Source organism: Calditerricola yamamurae (genome assembly GCF_054654135.1).
In genome coordinates this window covers 704,100-721,588 of sequence record NZ_BAAIFH010000004.1, presented here as the reverse complement: position 1 = coordinate 721,588, position 17,489 = coordinate 704,100, and the positions used below count along the sequence as shown (strand labels likewise).

General features: G+C 65.7%; 18 protein-coding genes. All 18 read right to left on the bottom strand.

What is annotated here, in order from left to right; all coding sequences use genetic code 11:
- Positions 1-40: 40 nt before the first annotated feature.
- The 18 genes from ACYQ0Z_RS05040 to rho all read right to left on the bottom strand — a co-directional run bounded on the left by ACYQ0Z_RS05040 (position 41) and on the right by rho (position 17,479).
- Complete coding sequence (locus ACYQ0Z_RS05040; protein ID WP_459864959.1) at positions 41-2,305, bottom strand: S-layer homology domain-containing protein; 2,265 nt, start codon at positions 2,303-2,305, stop codon at positions 41-43.
- Positions 2,306-2,445: 140 nt separating this feature from the next.
- A complete protein-coding gene (gene wecB / locus ACYQ0Z_RS05035) occupies positions 2,446-3,609 on the bottom strand; it encodes a non-hydrolyzing UDP-N-acetylglucosamine 2-epimerase (protein WP_459864957.1) in 1,164 nt (387 codons plus the stop codon).
- Between the two features lie 69 nt (positions 3,610-3,678).
- Positions 3,679-4,308 (bottom strand): uracil phosphoribosyltransferase, encoded by a 630-nt coding sequence (gene upp, locus ACYQ0Z_RS05030; RefSeq protein WP_459864955.1) that lies wholly within the window; start codon positions 4,306-4,308, stop codon positions 3,679-3,681.
- A gap of 231 nt (positions 4,309-4,539) precedes the next feature.
- A complete protein-coding gene (locus ACYQ0Z_RS05025) occupies positions 4,540-5,784 on the bottom strand; it encodes a serine hydroxymethyltransferase (protein WP_459864953.1) in 1,245 nt (414 codons plus the stop codon).
- An 18-nt stretch (positions 5,785-5,802) separates the two neighbouring features.
- Positions 5,803-6,459 (bottom strand): TIGR01440 family protein, encoded by a 657-nt coding sequence (locus ACYQ0Z_RS05020; RefSeq protein ID WP_459864951.1) that lies wholly within the window; start codon positions 6,457-6,459, stop codon positions 5,803-5,805.
- Positions 6,456-6,917, bottom strand: a complete 462-nt coding sequence (gene rpiB, locus ACYQ0Z_RS05015) for a ribose 5-phosphate isomerase B (protein WP_459864949.1) — start codon at positions 6,915-6,917, stop codon at positions 6,456-6,458. The genes ACYQ0Z_RS05020 and rpiB overlap by 4 nt, the downstream gene beginning before the upstream one ends.
- An 81-nt stretch (positions 6,918-6,998) precedes the next feature.
- Entirely contained in the window at positions 6,999-7,709 is a 711-nt protein-coding gene (locus ACYQ0Z_RS05010) for a low molecular weight protein arginine phosphatase (RefSeq protein ID WP_459864947.1), read from the bottom strand.
- A gap of 5 nt (positions 7,710-7,714) precedes the next feature.
- Positions 7,715-8,278, bottom strand: coding sequence for a manganese efflux pump MntP (locus ACYQ0Z_RS05005; protein WP_459864945.1), 564 nt, complete (start codon positions 8,276-8,278; stop codon positions 7,715-7,717).
- Between the two features lie 66 nt (positions 8,279-8,344).
- Positions 8,345-9,409: an L-threonylcarbamoyladenylate synthase gene (locus tag ACYQ0Z_RS05000; RefSeq protein ID WP_459864943.1), complete on the bottom strand. Its 1,065-nt coding sequence runs from the start codon at positions 9,407-9,409 to the stop codon at positions 8,345-8,347.
- A 218-nt stretch (positions 9,410-9,627) separates the two neighbouring features.
- Positions 9,628-10,266 (bottom strand): stage II sporulation protein R, encoded by a 639-nt coding sequence (gene spoIIR, locus ACYQ0Z_RS04995; RefSeq protein ID WP_459864941.1) that lies wholly within the window; start codon positions 10,264-10,266, stop codon positions 9,628-9,630.
- A gap of 147 nt (positions 10,267-10,413) precedes the next feature.
- Entirely contained in the window at positions 10,414-11,286 is an 873-nt protein-coding gene (gene prmC / locus ACYQ0Z_RS04990; protein WP_459864939.1) for a peptide chain release factor N(5)-glutamine methyltransferase, read from the bottom strand.
- A gap of 6 nt (positions 11,287-11,292) precedes the next feature.
- Positions 11,293-12,360: a peptide chain release factor 1 gene (gene prfA, locus ACYQ0Z_RS04985; protein WP_459864937.1), complete on the bottom strand. Its 1,068-nt coding sequence runs from the start codon at positions 12,358-12,360 to the stop codon at positions 11,293-11,295.
- 153 nt (positions 12,361-12,513) lie between these two features.
- Positions 12,514-13,071, bottom strand: a complete 558-nt coding sequence (locus ACYQ0Z_RS04980) for a YhcN/YlaJ family sporulation lipoprotein (protein ID WP_459864935.1) — start codon at positions 13,069-13,071, stop codon at positions 12,514-12,516.
- Between the two features lie 71 nt (positions 13,072-13,142).
- A complete protein-coding gene (locus ACYQ0Z_RS04975; protein WP_459864933.1) occupies positions 13,143-13,763 on the bottom strand; it encodes a thymidine kinase in 621 nt (206 codons plus the stop codon).
- Between the two features lie 151 nt (positions 13,764-13,914).
- A complete protein-coding gene (gene rpmE, locus ACYQ0Z_RS04970; protein ID WP_459864931.1) occupies positions 13,915-14,112 on the bottom strand; it encodes a 50S ribosomal protein L31 in 198 nt (65 codons plus the stop codon).
- A 115-nt stretch (positions 14,113-14,227) separates the two neighbouring features.
- Positions 14,228-15,253 carry a peptidoglycan DD-metalloendopeptidase family protein gene (locus ACYQ0Z_RS04965; protein WP_459864929.1) on the bottom strand — a complete coding sequence of 342 codons (1,026 nt, stop codon included), beginning with the start codon at positions 15,251-15,253 and terminating at the stop codon, positions 14,228-14,230.
- Between the two features lie 125 nt (positions 15,254-15,378).
- Positions 15,379-16,068, bottom strand: coding sequence for a hypothetical protein (locus ACYQ0Z_RS04960; RefSeq protein WP_459864927.1), 690 nt, complete (start codon positions 16,066-16,068; stop codon positions 15,379-15,381).
- A 127-nt stretch (positions 16,069-16,195) separates the two neighbouring features.
- The gene (gene rho, locus ACYQ0Z_RS04955; RefSeq protein WP_459864925.1) at positions 16,196-17,479 is read right to left on the bottom strand and encodes a transcription termination factor Rho; all 1,284 of its coding nucleotides are present in this window, start codon (positions 17,477-17,479) and stop codon (positions 16,196-16,198) included.
- Between the last annotated feature and the right edge of the window lie 10 nt (positions 17,480-17,489).

The window sequence follows — 17,489 nt, the reverse complement described above, 5'->3', positions numbered from 1 at the left end:
CGAAGGGCGAATCCTTTGTCAATTCATTGCAACCGGTTTGTCATCGTTTTGCCATAGGCCCATCCGGCATCGTGAGCAACCGGTAGAGGACGGTTGCCGCCTCGGCGCGCGTCGTCGGCCGTTGGGGAGCAAAGCGGTCTCCCATCCCCTTCATCACCCCGGCCTGCGCCACGCGCGCGATGGCCTCCCGCGCCCAGCTCGGAATGTCCGCCGCATCGCGGAACGGCGGCAGCGGCGCGCTTCCGGTCAGCCCGAGGTACCGGTCGAGGATGGCCGCCAGCTCCGCCCGCGTCACCGGATGGTCCGGCCGGAAGGTGCCGTCCGGGTACCCCCGCAACAGTTCCTTCTCCACCATCGCCTGAACGGCTTCCCGCGCCCAGGACGGAATGGGATCGCGGAACGGAAGGGACGGCGAGGCATTGTCCGTCCCAGTCTCCACACCCTCCAGCCGCGCCAGCAGGACGGCCAGCTGGGCACGCGTCACCGGCGCGTCGGGAGCAAAGCGGTCCGGCGCCACCCCCGCAACCATCCCGCGCGCCGCCAGCGCGGTGATGGGCTGCAAGGCCCAGTGGCCGCGCACGTCGGCAAAGGGAACGACGGTTACGGGAACGGTCGCCACCGCGCCGTCAAAGGCGACACGCAAATGCCCCGTCGCCGGAGTGGCGCTGGCGGTAAATGACAAGCCCTTCACGGCACCGACCGCCCCTTCCGCCGTGACGGTAACCTGATGCGGCTTCAGGGTAAAGGTGCGACCGTCCTTCGTGACCGCCTGCACCGTCAGCGCCCGCGTCTCGCCCGGCTTGAGCACGAGCTCGCGGGGCTGGACGACCAGCCGCGCCACATCGGCGCCGCCGATCACCCGTACCGTCAGCTGCCGGCTGGCCGCCCCCACCTGTGCCGTCAGCGTATACGTCCCGCCGGTCCGGAAGCGCACGGAAAACCCGCTTGCCTCGACCGGTCCCGGGCCGCTGACCTTCCAGACGACCTCCTGGGGCGTGACACGGTACGGGTGGTAGTGCACATCATAGCCCTTAAAGGAGAAGGTCGCCGTGTCGCCGGCCAGCACCTCCTTCGGGCCGGTGACGAAAATCCCCTTGGCCTCGCCGGCCGGTGCCGTGTTGAGGACGCCAATGGCCGTGGGCACGGCGCGATAGCCCTGCCCGCTGTAGGGGGACTCGTTCAACGGGGTGGGATTTGTTTCGGCCAGCCGGCGCACCACCATGGTTGCCGAGCCGCCGCCGTCAAGGTTGATCGCCTTCCAGGCCCCCAACTCCACGAAAAAATTGGCCAGTTCCGGAAGGGTCATCCCCTTGCTGTCCCCGTCAGCCGACCGTTCGACGACCACCAGCCACACCTTCTTCCCGCTGCGGTCGATTCCCACGGCAGCGCGGGCGTGGGGCGAATGGCTCGACACTCCCGGATCGACGGGGTTGACCGACCGCCCCTGGTCGACCAGGAGAATGTGGCTCCCCACCGCCGTCTCCAATCCGGGGTCGTTCTTCAGCCCATACGTCACCTGGACGGGGTCGCCGACGCGAAAGCGCGTTTTCAAAAATTGGGCGGCTTGTCCCTGCCCCCACAACACATAGCCGTTCGACGGAATGGGCGCGCCCGGCTGATCCACGCGCACCTCGCGGACGACACCGCCCGCGACGACCAGTTCGACCACGTTTTTGAACGCGCCCTTGGCATTGCCGTAGCTGGTCGGCCCCCACGCCGGGGTGTAAAGATTAAGCTGATTGATATGGCTGTGCGCCCCGTCGCGCGGGTCAAAACTTTCCTTGTTCACACCCCGAAGCGGATAGGTGCTGCCGTCGGGGGCGGTGACGGTGCCGGTGAAGGCCAGGGGCAAAATCACCGCCTGCCCGCTTTTCGTCACGCCGAAGGTTGGCCACGTCGCCACGCCCGGGGCACTGACGATGGTGCCCTTATCGATCACCGGGCCCAGTGGCGCCCCGATGCCATTCAGGTGGAAGAGGTCGGCGTTGACCGCCACCACCGCCCCCGACGCCCGCGCGTGTCCGAGCACCGTCTGCTTCTGCGTCAGGCGGCCGTCTTTTCCGTAGAGCGGGACGATTTTGACATACGGATTGGTCAGGTCAACCGTGGCGACAAAAATATCGACGGGCCGCCCATTTATCCGTTTCTCGTACTTGGTCACCACCACGCCCTCGCCCACCGGTTCCGACCACGCCACTGTCGCCGTGACGGCGGCCGCCGCATGGGAAAGCCACGGCAACGGCGCGGCCAACACCGCACACAGCACCAACACGCCCACCGCCAGCCGGCGAAACGCGTTCCCCATTCGGTTCTCCTCCCCTTGTTGGTTTCATCTCTGTCGGCTTCTCGCGGTTCTTCCTCGATGGACACGTCCATGCGTCCCGGTACGCGTTCCCCAATGAAGATAGACGTCAGCTAACGGTGAGAGGTTGCATCGCCTCACACTCAAGAGGTGACCGTTTGAACCGGCACAAAGGGGGCCGGAGGAGCGGAGCGCCGCCCGAAGGCGTACAGGATGGCCGCGACGATGCGTTCGGAGGCACGGCCGTCGCCGAAGGGATTGGCCGCCTTGGCCATCGCCGCGTAGGCGGCCGCGTCGGTCAGCAGCTGGTGCGCCGTCTGGAAGATGCGTTCCTCGTCGGTGCCCACCAGCTTCAGCGTGCCGGCCTCCACGCCCTCGGGTCGTTCCGTCGTCTCGCGCATGACGAGCACCGGTACACCGAAGGCCGGTGCCTCCTCTTGCACGCCGCCGGAGTCGGTCAGCACCAGGCGAGCGCGGGCCAGGAAGTTGTGGAAGTCCAGAACATCGAGGGGTTCGATCAGGTGGATGCGCGGATGCCCCTCGAGCACTTCCTGTGCCGCCTCGCGCACCGCGGGGTTCAGGTGCACCGGGTAGACCACGGCGATGTCCGGATGGGCGTCGGCCAGGCGACGGATGGCGCGGAACATGCGGCGCATCGGCGCTCCCAGGTTTTCGCGGCGGTGCGCCGTCACCAACACCAGGTCGCGCCCGTCCAGGCGGTCCATCACCGGGTGGCGCCAATTCTCCCGCACCGTCGTGTGCAGCGCGTCGATGACGGTGTTCCCGGTGACGAAGATGGTCGCCTCCGGCTTGTTTTCGCGGCGCAGGTTTTCTGCCGCCCACGCCGTGGGGGCAAAGTGCAGGTCGGCCAGCACGCCGGTGAGCTGGCGGTTGAGCTCTTCCGGGAACGGGGCGTATTTCTTCCACGTCCGCAGCCCGGCTTCCACGTGGCCCACCTTGATCTGGCGGTAAAAGGCAGCCAGGGCGGCGACAAAGGTGGTGGTGGTGTCGCCGTGGACGAGGACAATGTCGGGCCGGGCATCGGCCAGCACGTCGTCCATGCCCGTCAGCACGCGCGTGGTGATGTCGATCAGGCTCTGGCGGGGCTGCATCACATTGAGGTCGTAATCGGGCCGGATGTCGAAGATCTCCAGCACCTGGTCCAGCATCTCGCGGTGCTGGGCGGTCACGCAAACGATCGGTTCAATCTCGTCGGGCACGCGGCGCAACGCCTGCACGAGGGGCGCCATCTTGATCGCCTCGGGCCGCGTGCCAAACACGGTCATGACACGGATGCGCGCCGTCATCGCGCCTCCCTCCCTTTTGCCGCGGTCGTTGCACCGGCAGCCGTGCGCCGCAGGGGGCCGGTTCCCCTCTTACTTTGTCCCGAAGAGGCGGTCACCGGCGTCGCCCAGACCCGGCACGATGTACCCTTTCTCGTTCAGCCGCTCGTCGACGGCAGCGGCGTAGATGTCGACATCGGGATGCTCCTCCTGCACGCGGGCGATGCCCTCCGGCGCGGCGATGAGACACATCAGCTTCAGGTTGCGCGCGCCCCGCTTTTTGAGCGCCGCCAGCGCGGCCGCCGCCGAACCGCCGGTGGCCAGCATCGGATCGATGACGATCAGGTCGCGCTCGGCAATATCCGTCGGCAACTTGACATAGTACTCCACCGGCTGCAGGGTGTCCGGGTCGCGGTAGAGGCCGATGTGCCCCACCTTGGCCGCGGGAATGAGGCGCAGGATTCCGTCCACCATACCCAGGCCGGCGCGCAGGATAGGGATGAGGCCCAGCTTCTTCCCCGCCAGCACCTTGGCCTTTGCCGGGGCGACGGGCGTCTCGATCTCCACCTCTTCCAAGGGAAGGTCGCGGGTGATCTCGTAGGCCATCAGCATGGCCACTTCTTCCACGAGCTCGCGAAATTCCTTCGTTCCCGTGTTCTTGTCGCGGATATGCGTCAGCTTGTGCTGGATGAGGGGATGATCAAATACATAGACGCGGCTCATCGCTTCGTTTCCTCCTGTCTCGATTCGCACTCCGACCCATTATACCAAATCGGGACCGGCCTTCCCACCAATAAGGACATACCCCTCTGCGGACCGGCCTGGCAGGCAACGGGGCCCGCCCGCGGCCGTGCGTCGGCCCTCGGGGGACGGGCAAGGCGTGCGTTGCCCCTACCTACGCAAAAAGAAAAGCCGGCCTTCGCCGGCAGCACAACCGGTTCCCGCGGCCTGCCCTCAACCCAGATCGGGGTACAGCGGGAACCGTTCGCACAGGGCCTTGACCCGGGCGCGGGCTTCCGCTTTCACCGCGGCATCGTCGGGGTTCTTGAGCACCGCGGCCATGATGTCGGCGATCTCCACCATCGCCGCCTCGTCGAAGCCGCGCGTGGTGACGGCCGGCGTACCGATGCGAATGCCGCTGGTGACGAAGGGGCTTTCCGGGTCGTAGGGGATGGTGTTTTTGTTGACGGTGATGCCCACCTCGTCGAGGAGCGCCTCGGCGCGCTTGCCGGTCAGGCCGAGGTTGCGCACGTCGACGAGGATGAGGTGGTTGTCCGTGCCGCCCGAGATGAGCACAAACCCGCGCGCAAGGAGCGCCTCAGCCAGCTTTTTGGCGTTGGCCACGATGCGGGCGGCGTAGTCGCGGAAGGACGGCTTCAGCGCTTCGCCGAGGGCGACGGCCTTGGCGGCGATGATGTGCATGAGGGGGCCGCCCTGGATGCCGGGGAAGACCGCCTTGTCAATGGCCTTGGCCAGATCGGCCCGGCACAGGATGAGGCCGCCGCGCGGCCCGCGCAGGGTCTTGTGGGTCGTCGTCGTCACCACGTGCGCGTAGGGCACCGGGCTGGGATGGAGCCCGGCGGCCACGAGGCCGGCAATGTGGGCCATATCCACCATCAGGTAGGCCCCGACCTCGTCGGCGATCTCGCGCATCTTCGCGAAATCGATAATCCGTGGATACGCGCTGGCTCCGGCGACGATCAGCTTCGGTTTGTGGGCATGAGCCAGCTTGCGCACCTCGTCGTAGTCGATGCGGTGCGTTTCCGGGTCGACGCCGTAGGCCACGAAGTTGTACAGCGCCCCCGAGAAGTTCACCGGGCTGCCGTGGGTCAGGTGGCCGCCGTGGGAGAGGTTCATCCCCAACACGGTATCGCCCGGCTCCAGCAGCGCATGGTAGACGGCCATGTTCGCCTGCGCTCCCGAATGGGGCTGCACGTTGGCGTGCTCGGCACCGAACAGCTGCTTGGCCCGTTCGCGCGCCAGTTCCTCCACGACGTCGACGTGCTCGCACCCGCCGTAATAGCGGCGACCGGGATACCCTTCGGCGTACTTGTTCGTGAGCACCGTGCCCATCGCTTCCAGCACGGCGCGGCTGACGAAGTTTTCCGACGCAATGAGCTCGATGTTGTGCTGCTGCCGCTTCAGCTCCCGTTCAATCGCTTCCGCCACCTGGGGGTCCTGTTTGCGCAAGTGTTCCACGAAGGTTCCTCCTCTTCCTCAGACTTCGTTGGGGTGCGCAGGAGCGAGATGGGGCACATCCTGTCGCCGGTAGACAGCCCGCTCCCCGCCGATGAGCTTGGGGCGCGTGCGGGCCATCGTCACGTGGGCTTGTCCGATCTGGCGTACCGACGGGCGCACCGGCACGGCCACCGGACGCAGGTGCATGCCGATGAGGGTGTCGCCGATGTCCACCCCGGCGTGGGCGCGCACCGTTTCCACCACCACCGGGTCGCGCATGCGCTCGTAGGCCACCGTCGCCATGGAACCGCCGGCCTTGGGGTGGGGCACCACGGTCACTTCCTCCAGGCCAAAGCGTTCCATCGTTTCGCGTTCCACGACCAACGCCCGGTTGAGGTGTTCGCAGCACTGCCAGGCCACGTGGAAGCCGTGCCGCCGGCGCACCGCCTCGACCCCTTCCCAGATCGCCGCCGCAATGGCCAGGCTGCCGGCCGTACCAATGGGCTTCCCGGCCACCTCGCTCGTGCTGCAGCCGACGACGAGCAGGTGGTTCGGACCGAGACCCGCCGCCCGCTGCAGCTCCTCGAGCACCGTTTGCGTGCGCGCCGTCACGTCGGCCAGGTCGACGCCGGCATCCGGGGCCGCGCCCGTCGCGTTCGCGCCGCCGCGTTCCGGAAGCGTCGGCCGCTCGGTCATGGTCTGCACCCGCCCAGCTGCCGCGCTTCGATGGCGCGGATCTTGTTCACACGCCGCTCGTGCCGTCCACCGACGAAGTCGGTCTCGAGCCACATGCGCACGATCTCGCGGGCCAGGCCCGGACCGATAACCCGCGCCCCAAGGGCCAGCACATTGCTGTCGTTGTGCTCCCGCGTCGCCCGCGCCGAAAAGGTATCGTGCACCAGGGCGCAGCGCACGCCGGGCACCTTGTTGGCCGTAATGCACATGCCGATGCCCGTCCCGCAAATCAGGATGCCGCGGTCAAATTCGCCGCGGGCCACCTTCTCCGCCACCGGAAGCGCATAATCGGGATAATCCACGGCCTCCTCGCCGTGGCAGCCGAAGTCTTCATAGGCAACGCCCAGCTCGTCGAGCAGGGGTTTGAGCTCCTCCTTCAGCCGGTATCCGCCATGGTCCGAGGCTAAGGCCACTCGCATCGCGTTCGACCCCTTTGCAGACAGGTTTACCGCTATTATACCGCAAGGCCGACCGATCGTTCTCGCCACACCCACAGCCGTTTACGCGCCCTCGAAGGGCGTACGACCCGCGCGCAGTTTGTCCACCACCTTGCGCAGCGCCGTTTCCAGCTCATCGGCGCATGCCCGGTACGTCTCCAGGTCGCCCCCGAAGGGATCGGCAATGTCGAGGGCGGGCAAGGCGGCTTCCAATTCGGCGATGCGGGCGCGCTCGGCGCGCGTCTCCTCCTCCAGAGCCTGCCGAAGGGCAACCAGCCGGTCCTCCACGTCGCGCAGCGCTTCCCGGAGCTCCTGCCGGCGCCGCTCGAGGGCCTCCAGCTCCTCCCGATGACGACGCAGAAACGCGCTCCGCTTAAGCTCCAGCTCGGCGTAGGCGCGGTCGAGTTCCGCCTGCCGCTGGCGCATCTCAGGGGAGTCCTCGGCAAACTCCTTCAGGGTGTACACCTTCTGCGCGTGCGCGGGAAAGCGCAGACACACCTGCTCCTTATGGGCGCGCGTCATCGTCAGGACAACGTCGGCCCATTCCACCAGGGCGGCGGACACCTGCTGGGCCCGGTGCGCGTCGTCCAGCCCCCGTTCCTTCAGCACGGTGCGGGCATGGACCGACGCAGGGGCACCTTCGGCAGCCGCGAGGCCGGCCGAGCGCACGTCGACGGCCAGACCGGCCTCCTCGGCCAGGCGGCAGAACAACTTTTCCGCCATCGGGCTTCGGCAGGTGTTTCCCGTACAGACGAAGAGCACCTTCACCGCCATCCCCCCTATCCCACGATCAGTTTGAACCCGAACACGACGAGAATGAGACCGCCAAAGGCCTCGCTGTATTCGCCCAACCAGCGCCCTACGCGGCGCCCCACGAGCAGGCCAATCCCGGCCATCACAAAGCCCATCAGGCCGAACAGGGCGATGGCGAAGGCGGCGCCACCCGTAAGCAGTCCGATCGAGAATCCAACGGAGAGGGCGTCAAGGCTGACCGTCAGCGCGAAGAGCAGGAGCCCGGCGCCTCCCAGGTGAACCGACGCCTGCGGAGCGTGTCCGCGGCTGGCGTTCCACAGCATGTGCAGGCCCAGAAACGAAAGCAGCAGCCCGCCAAGCAGCGTGGCCAGGCTGCCGACAAACGGCACCAGCACGTGGCCCAACGCGACGCCGATGAGCGGCATCATCACGTGAAACACGCCAATCGTTCCGCTCACGCGCATCACCTGGCGCAGGCGGATGCCCGCCAGCCCAATCCCCACGCAGAGGGAAAAGGCGTCCAGACCCAGGGCAACGGCAAGCAACCACCAGGTGAACAGTTGCCCCCATTGTACGGAGGTTTCCCACAACCTCAACCCCTCCCCCGCCTGTTCCAGCCTTATGCGCTCGGGGGACGGGTTAGTACTGGGCGCCCCCTAGACGAGGTCGCCGGACACGATGCGCCCGCCCGCGGCCTTGCGCAGACGGTTCATCAGCGCCGCGCCGATGCCCTCCTCCGGAAACGTCTCCGCGTAGATGCGCGTCACCCCTTCCTGGTCAAACCGTCGCAGCGCCGCGTAGAGGGCAGCCGCCACGCTGGCCAAATCGTCGCGCCGGCCGCAGGCCACCACGACATGCGGGCCCCGGTACCGGTGCCGCCCGTCCTCGGTGGTAAGGATGCCGACCCGCTCGCCGCGCCGGGCCGCCTCGTCGGCAAGGCACTGAATGTGGCGCGCCGCCTCCTCCGGGGCACCGGCCACCAGGGTCATCTCCCCCGCCGGGGCGTAGTGGGTGTATTTGACGCCGGGGGAGCGGGGCACCTCCCCTTCCCGCACGAGGGCCGGATCGAGGGCCACCTCTCCCACCACCGCCGCCAGCTCCTCCTGCGTCACCCCGCCGGGGCGCAGGATGGTGGGCACCGGCGTCGTCAGATCGAGAACCGTCGACTCGACGCCCACCGACGTCGGCCCGCCATCCACCACGCCGGCAATACGCCCCGCCAGGTCGGCCAACACGTGCGCCGCCGTCGTCGGGCTCGGCTTTCCCGACCGGTTGGCGCTGGGCGCTGCCACCGGCACGCCCGCCGCGGCAATGAGGGCGCGGGCGACGGGATGGGCCGGCATGCGCACCGCCACGGTGGGAAGGCCACAGGTGACGCGCGCCGAAACGGTTCCGCGATGCGGCAGCACCAGCGTGAGCGGACCCGGCCAGAAGCGGTCGATGAGACGCCGGGCCACCTCCGGCACCTCCGCCACGACGGCGGAAAGTTGCCCTTTGTCGGCCACGTGGACAATCAAGGGGTTGTCCGCCGGACGCCCCTTGGCCGTGAAGATCCGGCCCACGGCGTCGTCGTTGGTGGCGTCGGCCCCCAACCCGTAAACCGTTTCCGTCGGAAAGGCCACCAGTTCACCGTGCCGCAGAAGGGCGGCGGCTTCGCGGATTGCCTCACCGTCCTCCCATCCGGGTTCAGCCACGTGGATGCGCCATACCGTTGTCTGCATGTCCGTCTCGCTCCTTCTTCGCGTTGCGCTTCACGTCGGAAGCATGCCGCCAGCCAGGTATTCTCGCACCAGGGGTGTGCTTGTCTAGTATAGGACGGAAGGACGAAATTTTTCAACAACATGTGGACAACCTGTGGATAACATCGTGGAAGGCGCCCGGAGCCCGCTGCAACGCGAGAAAGCCGTCGGCAGCGTGCCGACGGCCTGGCCTTCCGCACTCATCCCCACAACCATACTATAAGACGGCGAAGCGCATCGAACAGGAACAGGCGCGTTTCCACGGTCCGTTCCTCGCCGCCCGCCTCCCGCGCTGTCGCTTGCGCCGGCGGGTCCACGGCGTCGCTTGCGGCCACGTCGACGAAGCACAGCGGCGGAAAGAGGACACACCACCAATTTTGCCCGCGGCCATTCCCCAGCGTGATGCGCAAGGCCTCGTACTCACCGGCCGGATAAACGCGCGTGCCGTAACGTTTGGTCGGAAACGGCACCCGCCCCAATGTCACCTCAACGGGGTAAGTAAATCCAGCGGCGCGCACAGTCTCGACCGCCAGGGCTTCAATCGTCGGCAACGCCTTCGCCAGACGCGCCCGCGCCTCGTCCACGCGTTGCGCGCCGCGCATCACCTCTTCCAGATGCGCCACCACCACATCGCGCACAGCCCGCTTGACGGCCTGGTCCTCCGGCGCATCGCTGTTGGCGATGACACGAAAGCGAATTGCTTCGGCGGGAATGACCGCGTCTCCCGCGGCCGGCAGCGCCACGCTCGCCGTCACGCCCACCGCGCGCTGCTGCGCGATCCCCACCACAACCAGTATCAGTCCCGTCAACGCCACGAGCCACCGCAACCGATGGGTCATTCCGCTCCCCTCCGTCCTCTCTCTGGTCCCAGTATCGACGGAAGGGCGGACGTTCAAACGGGGAACGGAGGTTCGGCGCACCCTTCGCCGGCAGCGCGCAGCAGCCGCACCGCCCGGCTGCAAGGGACGAGACGGGTCGTACGCGGGTCACCCCTCCCGTACGGCGAGGACAACGCGCGGAATGCCGGCCAAATCGGGCGTGATGGTAATGCGGGAAAAGAGGCCGGTGGCCCTAAAAAGGCCGGCCACCGCCTCGTCCTGTCCCGCGCCCACCTCAACGGCCACGACGGCACGGCGGTCGACGATGTCGGGCAGCTCCCGCGCCAGGCTCCGGTACGCGTCCAAGCCGTCCGCACCGCCGTCCAAGGCCAGGCGCGGCTCATGATCGCGCACTTCCCGCTGCAGTCCGGCAATATCGGCCGTGGGAATGTACGGCGGGTTGGACACGATCACCTGCACGCGCCGGCCGGTGCGGCGCAGCGGCCCAAGCCACGAGCCATGCGCAAAGGTGATGCGCGTGGCCACCCCGTGGCGTGCCGCATTTTCCTGTGCGACGGCCAAGGCATCGACGGACAGGTCGACCGCCCACACCTGCCAGCGCGGACGTTCGGCGGCCAGCGTCACGGCGATGGCCCCGCTGCCGGTGCCCACGTCCACCGCGGAAAGCGCGGCGTCGGGCGGCCACATCGCGTCGGCCGCCGCCAGAACCGACTCCACCAGCACCTCCGTCTCGGGGCGGGGGATCAGCACCGCCGGCGTCACACGGAATGCGCGGCCGTAAAATTCCTGCTCCCCGATCAGGTACTGTAACGGCTCGCCGGCGGCGCGTCGGGCAACCAGCACCTCAAGGCGCGCCTCGGCGTCGGGCGGCATGACCGCTTCCGGATAACCAAACAAGCGCTCGCGCGGCCATCCGAGGACAAGGCGCACCAGGCGCTCCGCTTCGGAAGCGGCGTGCGCCACGCCGGCCGCACGCAACCGGCCCGATGCCCACCGAAAGGCTTCACGAACAGTGGTCATCGTCCCTCACTCGGCCTTTTTCAACAGCTCCGCCTGCTCGTGCACGATGAGCGCGTCGATGATCTCGTCAAGGTCGCCATCCAGGACGAGATCCAGCTTGTGCAGCGTCAGGCCGATGCGATGATCGGTCACGCGGTTTTGGGGGAAATTATAGGTGCGGATGCGCTCGCTGCGCTCGCCGGTCCCCACCAAGCTCTTGCGCGCGTCGGCCAGTTCCGCCTCGCGCTGCTTGCGGTAAAACTCGTACACGCGGGCCCGCAGGACACGCATCGCCTTTTCCCGGTTTTTGATTTGCGACTTCTCGTCCTGGCACGAGACGACAATGCCCGTCGGCAGGTGGGTGATCCGCACCGCCGACTCCGTCTTGTTCACATGCTGGCCACCGTGCCCGCTGGCGCAGAAGGTGTCGATGCGGAGATCCTTCTCGTCGATCTCCACCTCCACCTCTTCCATCTCGGGCAGGACGGCCACCGTCGCCGTGGAGGTGTGTATCCGTCCGCCCGACTCCGTCACCGGGACGCGCTGCACGCGGTGGGCGCCGCTTTCGAATTTCAGGCGGCTGTACGCGCCGCGCCCCTGCACGGTGAAAATCACCTCTTTAAACCCGCCCAAATCGGTGGGATGGGCTTCCAAGATTTCCGTGCGGTAACCCTTACGCTCCGCGTAGCGCGTGTACATGCGGAACAAGTCGGCGGCAAAGAGAGCCGACTCCTCCCCGCCCGCCGCCGCGCGGATCTCGACGATGACGTTTTTCTCGTCGTTCGGGTCCTTGGGCAAGAGGAGCACCTTCAGCTGCGCCTCGAGGGCCTCCTTTTGCTCCGACAGGGCGGCGATCTCCTCCTTCACGAGGGCGCGCAGCTCATCGTCCAGCTTCTCTTCCAACATGGCCTTGGCTTCCGCCAGTTCCTCGCACACGCGCTTGTACGCGCGGTAGGTCGTCACCGTTTCCTCCAAATCGGCCTGCTCCTTGGCGTAGGTGCGCAGCTTTTCCGGGTCGTTAACCACATCCGGCTCGCACAACAGCCGGCTCAGTTCCTCGTACCGCGCCACGACCGCTTCCAATCGTTCCAACACGGCCGTTCACCTCGGTGTTGGGATATCTCACGCATTGTATACCCATAGCATTATATTTTACCCGTTACGAGGCCAACGCGCCAACGAAAGCCACCGGAAACCCGCGGCAGCAAAACGCTCTCCACCGCCCTGAGGGGCGTGGAGAGCGCGCATCTACGGTGCTGTTTCGATACTGCGGCGGATGCGAAGGAGGTCACCGTTGTAGTTGTCCAGCGGCGTGCCGTTTCGCCACCCGTCACGGATTTCCATCAAACGGCCCGTAATCGAGCGATCGGCCGTGACATACACGTCATAGCGCGACAATTTTCCCCTGACCAGGCTGCGCGCTTCATCGCAGATGCGGTCGGCGACTTGCGGGGGCGTGCGGCGATCGAGATCCAAGCCCACATACACATTCCCGCCGGCGATGACCACCGTGGCGTTCTTCACGCCCGGAATGCGCGCCAGACGCCCGGCCAGCTGGTCAGCCAGGTCCGTCGGATTGGCCTGAAAACCCGGTCCGCGAAAGAGGTTCGGGTTTAACTCGCGCCGGCCGCCGTCGGTGGCGTCAAAGGGCGTGATGCGTCCCGTCTCGCGCCGACCCGTATCGGCACCGGCCCCGTAGGGCGACAGTTGCGTGTCCTGACCGCCCGGGGAAGCGTTCGGGGCACACGCGGAAAGCCAACCGCACAAGAGCACAGCCGGGAGGAACCACCGTGCCGCTTGCAACAACGGGCCCCACCTCCTGCTGTTAGGATGCCCGGCCGGAGAGGGGCCATGCAGACCGATCGGTTCCTCCGCCGTCAGCTTGTGGTATGGCGAGCCGCGGCCATACCCGCCTTCACCGGCTTGCCCGGTACCTCATGGCAATGACGGCAGCGAGCCTCGTAGGTTTCCGCCGCGCCGACCAAAATGACCGGGTCGTTATAGTGCGCCGGCCGTCCGTTGACCAGCCGCTGCGTGCGCGTCGCCGGCTGGCCGCAGCAAACGCAGATGGCATGCAGTTTCGTCACGTATTCGGCCCGCGCCATGAGCAGCGGCGTCGGGCCAAACGGTTCACCGCGAAAATCGAGGTCCAAACCGGCCAAGATGACGCGCACGCCGCGCCCCGCCAGCTCCTCGGCCACATCGACGATGGCATTGTCAAAAAATTGGACCTCATCAACGGCGACCACATCGGTGTCGGGCCATACGCGCGCGAACAGCTCCTCGGCCCGGTCGACCCCCTCTGCCTGTTCCAGCGTACCGTTATGGGAAACGACCGCGTCCGCCGCGTAGCGGTCATCAAGGCGCGGCTTAAACACCTGTACCGTTTGCCGGGCAATGCGCGCGCGCTTGATCCGCCGGATCAGCTCTTCGCTCTTCCCCGAAAACATGCTCCCACAAATCAATTCGATCCATCCGTCGCGCTTGAGGGGTTGCATGCCAAACCGCTCCTCCTGTCCGTCTCCAAGGGACTTCATTTACTGTACGCCGTGAACACAGCGGTTGGCAAGCCCCCATTACGCAAATCAAGCGGACCCGCAGAAAAAAGAAAAACCGGCTCCCGCGGAACCGGTGTACGCATCGAGAAGCTCACATGCCAAACTTTTTCCGGAAGCGGTCGACACGGCCGCCCGTATCCACAAACTTCTGCTTGCCGGTAAAGAACGGATGGCATGCCGAACAAATTTCCACACGCAGATTGGATTTGACCGATCCGGTTTCAAAGGTGTTCCCGCAGGCGCAGGTTACCGTGGTGATCTTGTATTCCGGATGAATGCCCGGTTTCATATTGGTTCACCTCTTTCCCCGAAAAAATCTGCCGCTTCGTTTGAGACGGGAACGTGCACATAACGTGATTATAGCACAACTCATCAAAGCGTACAAGGAAACAACGCGCCCTTTCCTACTGGAGATACGTCATCGGGTCGACCGGTCTCCCGTACAGACGGACTTCAAAATGCAAATGCACGCCGGTGGTGCGCCCGCTCTGGCCCATGTACCCAATGATCTCGCCGGCCTCAACCCGTTGCCCCGCGGAAACGGCAATCCGGCGCAAATGGGCGTATACGGTTTCCACCCCGCGCCCGTGATCGATCACCACCAGGCGCCCGTATCCCCCGCGACTCACTCCCGCTTCGGTCACCACGCCGTCGCGGGCGGCGCGAATCGGCGTCCGCCACTCGTCGGGATGCCAAATGTCGACCCCCTCGTGCAAACGTCCCCAGCGCATGCCGAAGCGGCTGGTGATGACCCGATTGCCGTGCACCGGCCACATGAGCGGCATCCCGTTGACATAACGGACCGGCTTGGTGCGCGTGGCGCGAGCGGGCTCTTCGCTGGCCGCTTCCGCTTCCGCCGACGAAACAGTGGACACCGCACTCGCCACGCGCACCACCGATTTGCGTTTCGGAGCCCCTATGGGCATGTCGCGGGGAAGCACCAACACCTGGCCGGCGTAGACCTGTCCGTCGCGCACCCGCAGCTCGGGGTTGTTGCGCAGCAGGTCGTCAACGGCCACCCCTTTCTTCTCGGCGATCCGGTCCAGGGTCTCCCCGACGCCGACCACATACAGTTCCTTGCGCATCGGCACCTTGAGCGTCTTCCCGGCGCGGATGGCATGCGGGTGACGCAGGCCGTTGGCGGCCATCAGCTCGTGCAGCGAAACGCCGAAACGGTCGGCAATCTGCGACAGCGTATCCCCCGGCCGAACCGTGTACGTGACCGGGACACGGCTTTGCTCAACCTCCCAAACCCGTTCGGGCACAACGGCAAGCGGACTGAAGATGCGAAACAGCGCCTCCTTGACCACCTGTTCCGCGGCCTCGTGGTGGTCATCCAGACGCGCGCTGGCGGAGTGGGCGACGCCGAGCCCCATGCCGGCCAACACGGCGGATGACAGCGCCAGTCGCCGCAGCGCCAATCCCCTCACCTCACCTTCCGCCTGGAGACACAGGCGCTTTGGTTTGAGGATATGCGCCTGCAGGCGACGGCAGAACCTGTGGGGGATGGCCGGGCCTTCGCCCCCACGCGATGCGGCGCCGTTTTTCGTGCGGTCTACTCCCGCCCGTTCGACGGCTCGGCCGCCCCCGCTGCCGCTTCCTCTCGCACCGCCCCGTTTTCCGCCGTTACCGGGCGCTCCTCCAACTCGGCGATCCACTTTTCCACTTGTTTCTGCACGCTGCCAATCTGGAACAACAACTCCTGTACCTGTCGCGAAAGCCGTTCGTGCTCCGCCTGCACGCTGCGCTTGAAGTGGGCAAGGGTGTGCAAAAAGCCGACCAGTTGCCGAATGGCCGACTGACGCACAACGTGATCCAGCCGCGGCTGCCGTTCCAGAAGATCGTAGACGCTTTGTCCGGCCCGGCGTCGAGCCTTCTTCAGGTCAGGGCGCGCTTTAAGCAAAATCTGGTAACAAAATTGGTAGCTTCGTTGAAACTGTCGAGCCGCTTCACGGATGGCCTGATCGCGCTCCCAACCTTCCTCGTCGATCAGCCGGGTCATATAGGCGATGATCTCCTCGCGGTTTGGGCGCCCGGCATAGAGCTCCGACCGGGAAACCCGCTCCACTTGGCGAAAAATCTCGTCTTTCTGTCGGCGATAGATCTGGTACGTTCGGCTATACCCCAGGCCGCTCTCGCCTGCAATCTGACTGATCGTCTCCATGATTTTCTTGGTTTTGGGATACAACTCCAGAAACCGTTCCCGGACGTATTGTTCCATTTCCTCGCGCGATTTCGACTCCATGCCCCACATGCCCCCTCATCGTCGCCCGCAAGTGTGCTAAAATTCTGAGACCCCTTTTCAGCATACAGAAAAACGATGGAAACTGCAAATCGGTAATGACGATCCATAATTACCCATTCTTGCTGGGTTATGAGGAGGCAAGGCGCCCCTTGCCAGCCGACACCCATTCCTTCGGATCAAAGGAGGCCAGAAATTCCGCATTGCTTTTCGTCTCCCGCAGCCGGCGCAAAAAGAGCTCCACAAATTCCGGACCGTCCTGCATCACCCTGCGCAGGGCCCACACCTTTTCGAGTTCCTCTTTGGTCAGCAGCAATTCCTCGCGGCGGGTACCCGAGCGCCGGATATCGATGGCCGGAAAAATGCGCCGCTCGGCCAGGCGGCGGTCAAGGTGCAGTTCCATGTTGCCGGTGCCCTTGAATTCCTCGTAGATGACCTCGTCCATGCGCGACCCGGTGTCGATCAGCGCCGTGGCGAGAATGGTCAGACTTCCCCCCTCTTCCACGTTGCGTGCCGCACCGAAAAACCGCTTCGGGCGGTGAAACGCGGCCGGATCGATGCCCCCCGACAGCGTTCGCCCGCTGGGAGGGATGATGAGATTGTACGAGCGGGTAAGGCGGGTCAGGCTGTCGAGGAGGATGACCACGTCGCGCTTGTGCTCGACGAGGCGCATGGCCCGCTCGAGCACCAGCTCGGCCACCTTGATGTGGTGCTCGGGCACCTCGTCAAAGGTGGAATACACCACCTCGCCGCGCACGGACCGCTGCATGTCGGTCACTTCTTCGGGGCGCTCGTCGATGAGCAGGACAAACAGTTCGATGTCGGGGTAGTTGGTGGCGATGCTGTTGGCGATCTCCTTGAGCAGCATGGTTTTGCCGGCCTTGGGCGGGGCGACGATGAGGCCGCGCTGACCTTTTCCGACCGGACAAAGGAGGTCGATAATGCGCGTCGACAGCTTGTCGGGCGTGGTCTCCAGGGTCAACTTCTCCTCTGGATAGAGGGGCGTGAGGGCCGGGAAGTGCAGCCGCTCGGCGGCCAGCTCGGGGTCTTCACCGTTGACGGCCTCCACCTGCAGGAGGCCAAAATACCGCTCGTTCTCCTTGGGTGGCCGCACCTTTCCCGACACCTTGTCGCCATTGCGCAGGTCAAAGCGGCGGATTTGTGAAGCGGAGATGTAGATGTCCTCGTTGGACGGGAGGTAGTGGACGGGGCGCAAGAAACCGTACCCTTCCGGCAGGATGTCGAGGATGCCCTCCATGAACAGATAGCCGTCCCGTTCGGCCTGCGCCTTTAAAAGGGCAAAGATGAGCTCTTTTTTCTTCATGCTCCCGTAGGACGGAATCTGATACTCGCGCGCCAGCTTGTAGAGCTCGCGCAAGGTCATGCTTTCCAATGCGGACAGCGACAGGTTCATGGTGGTTCGG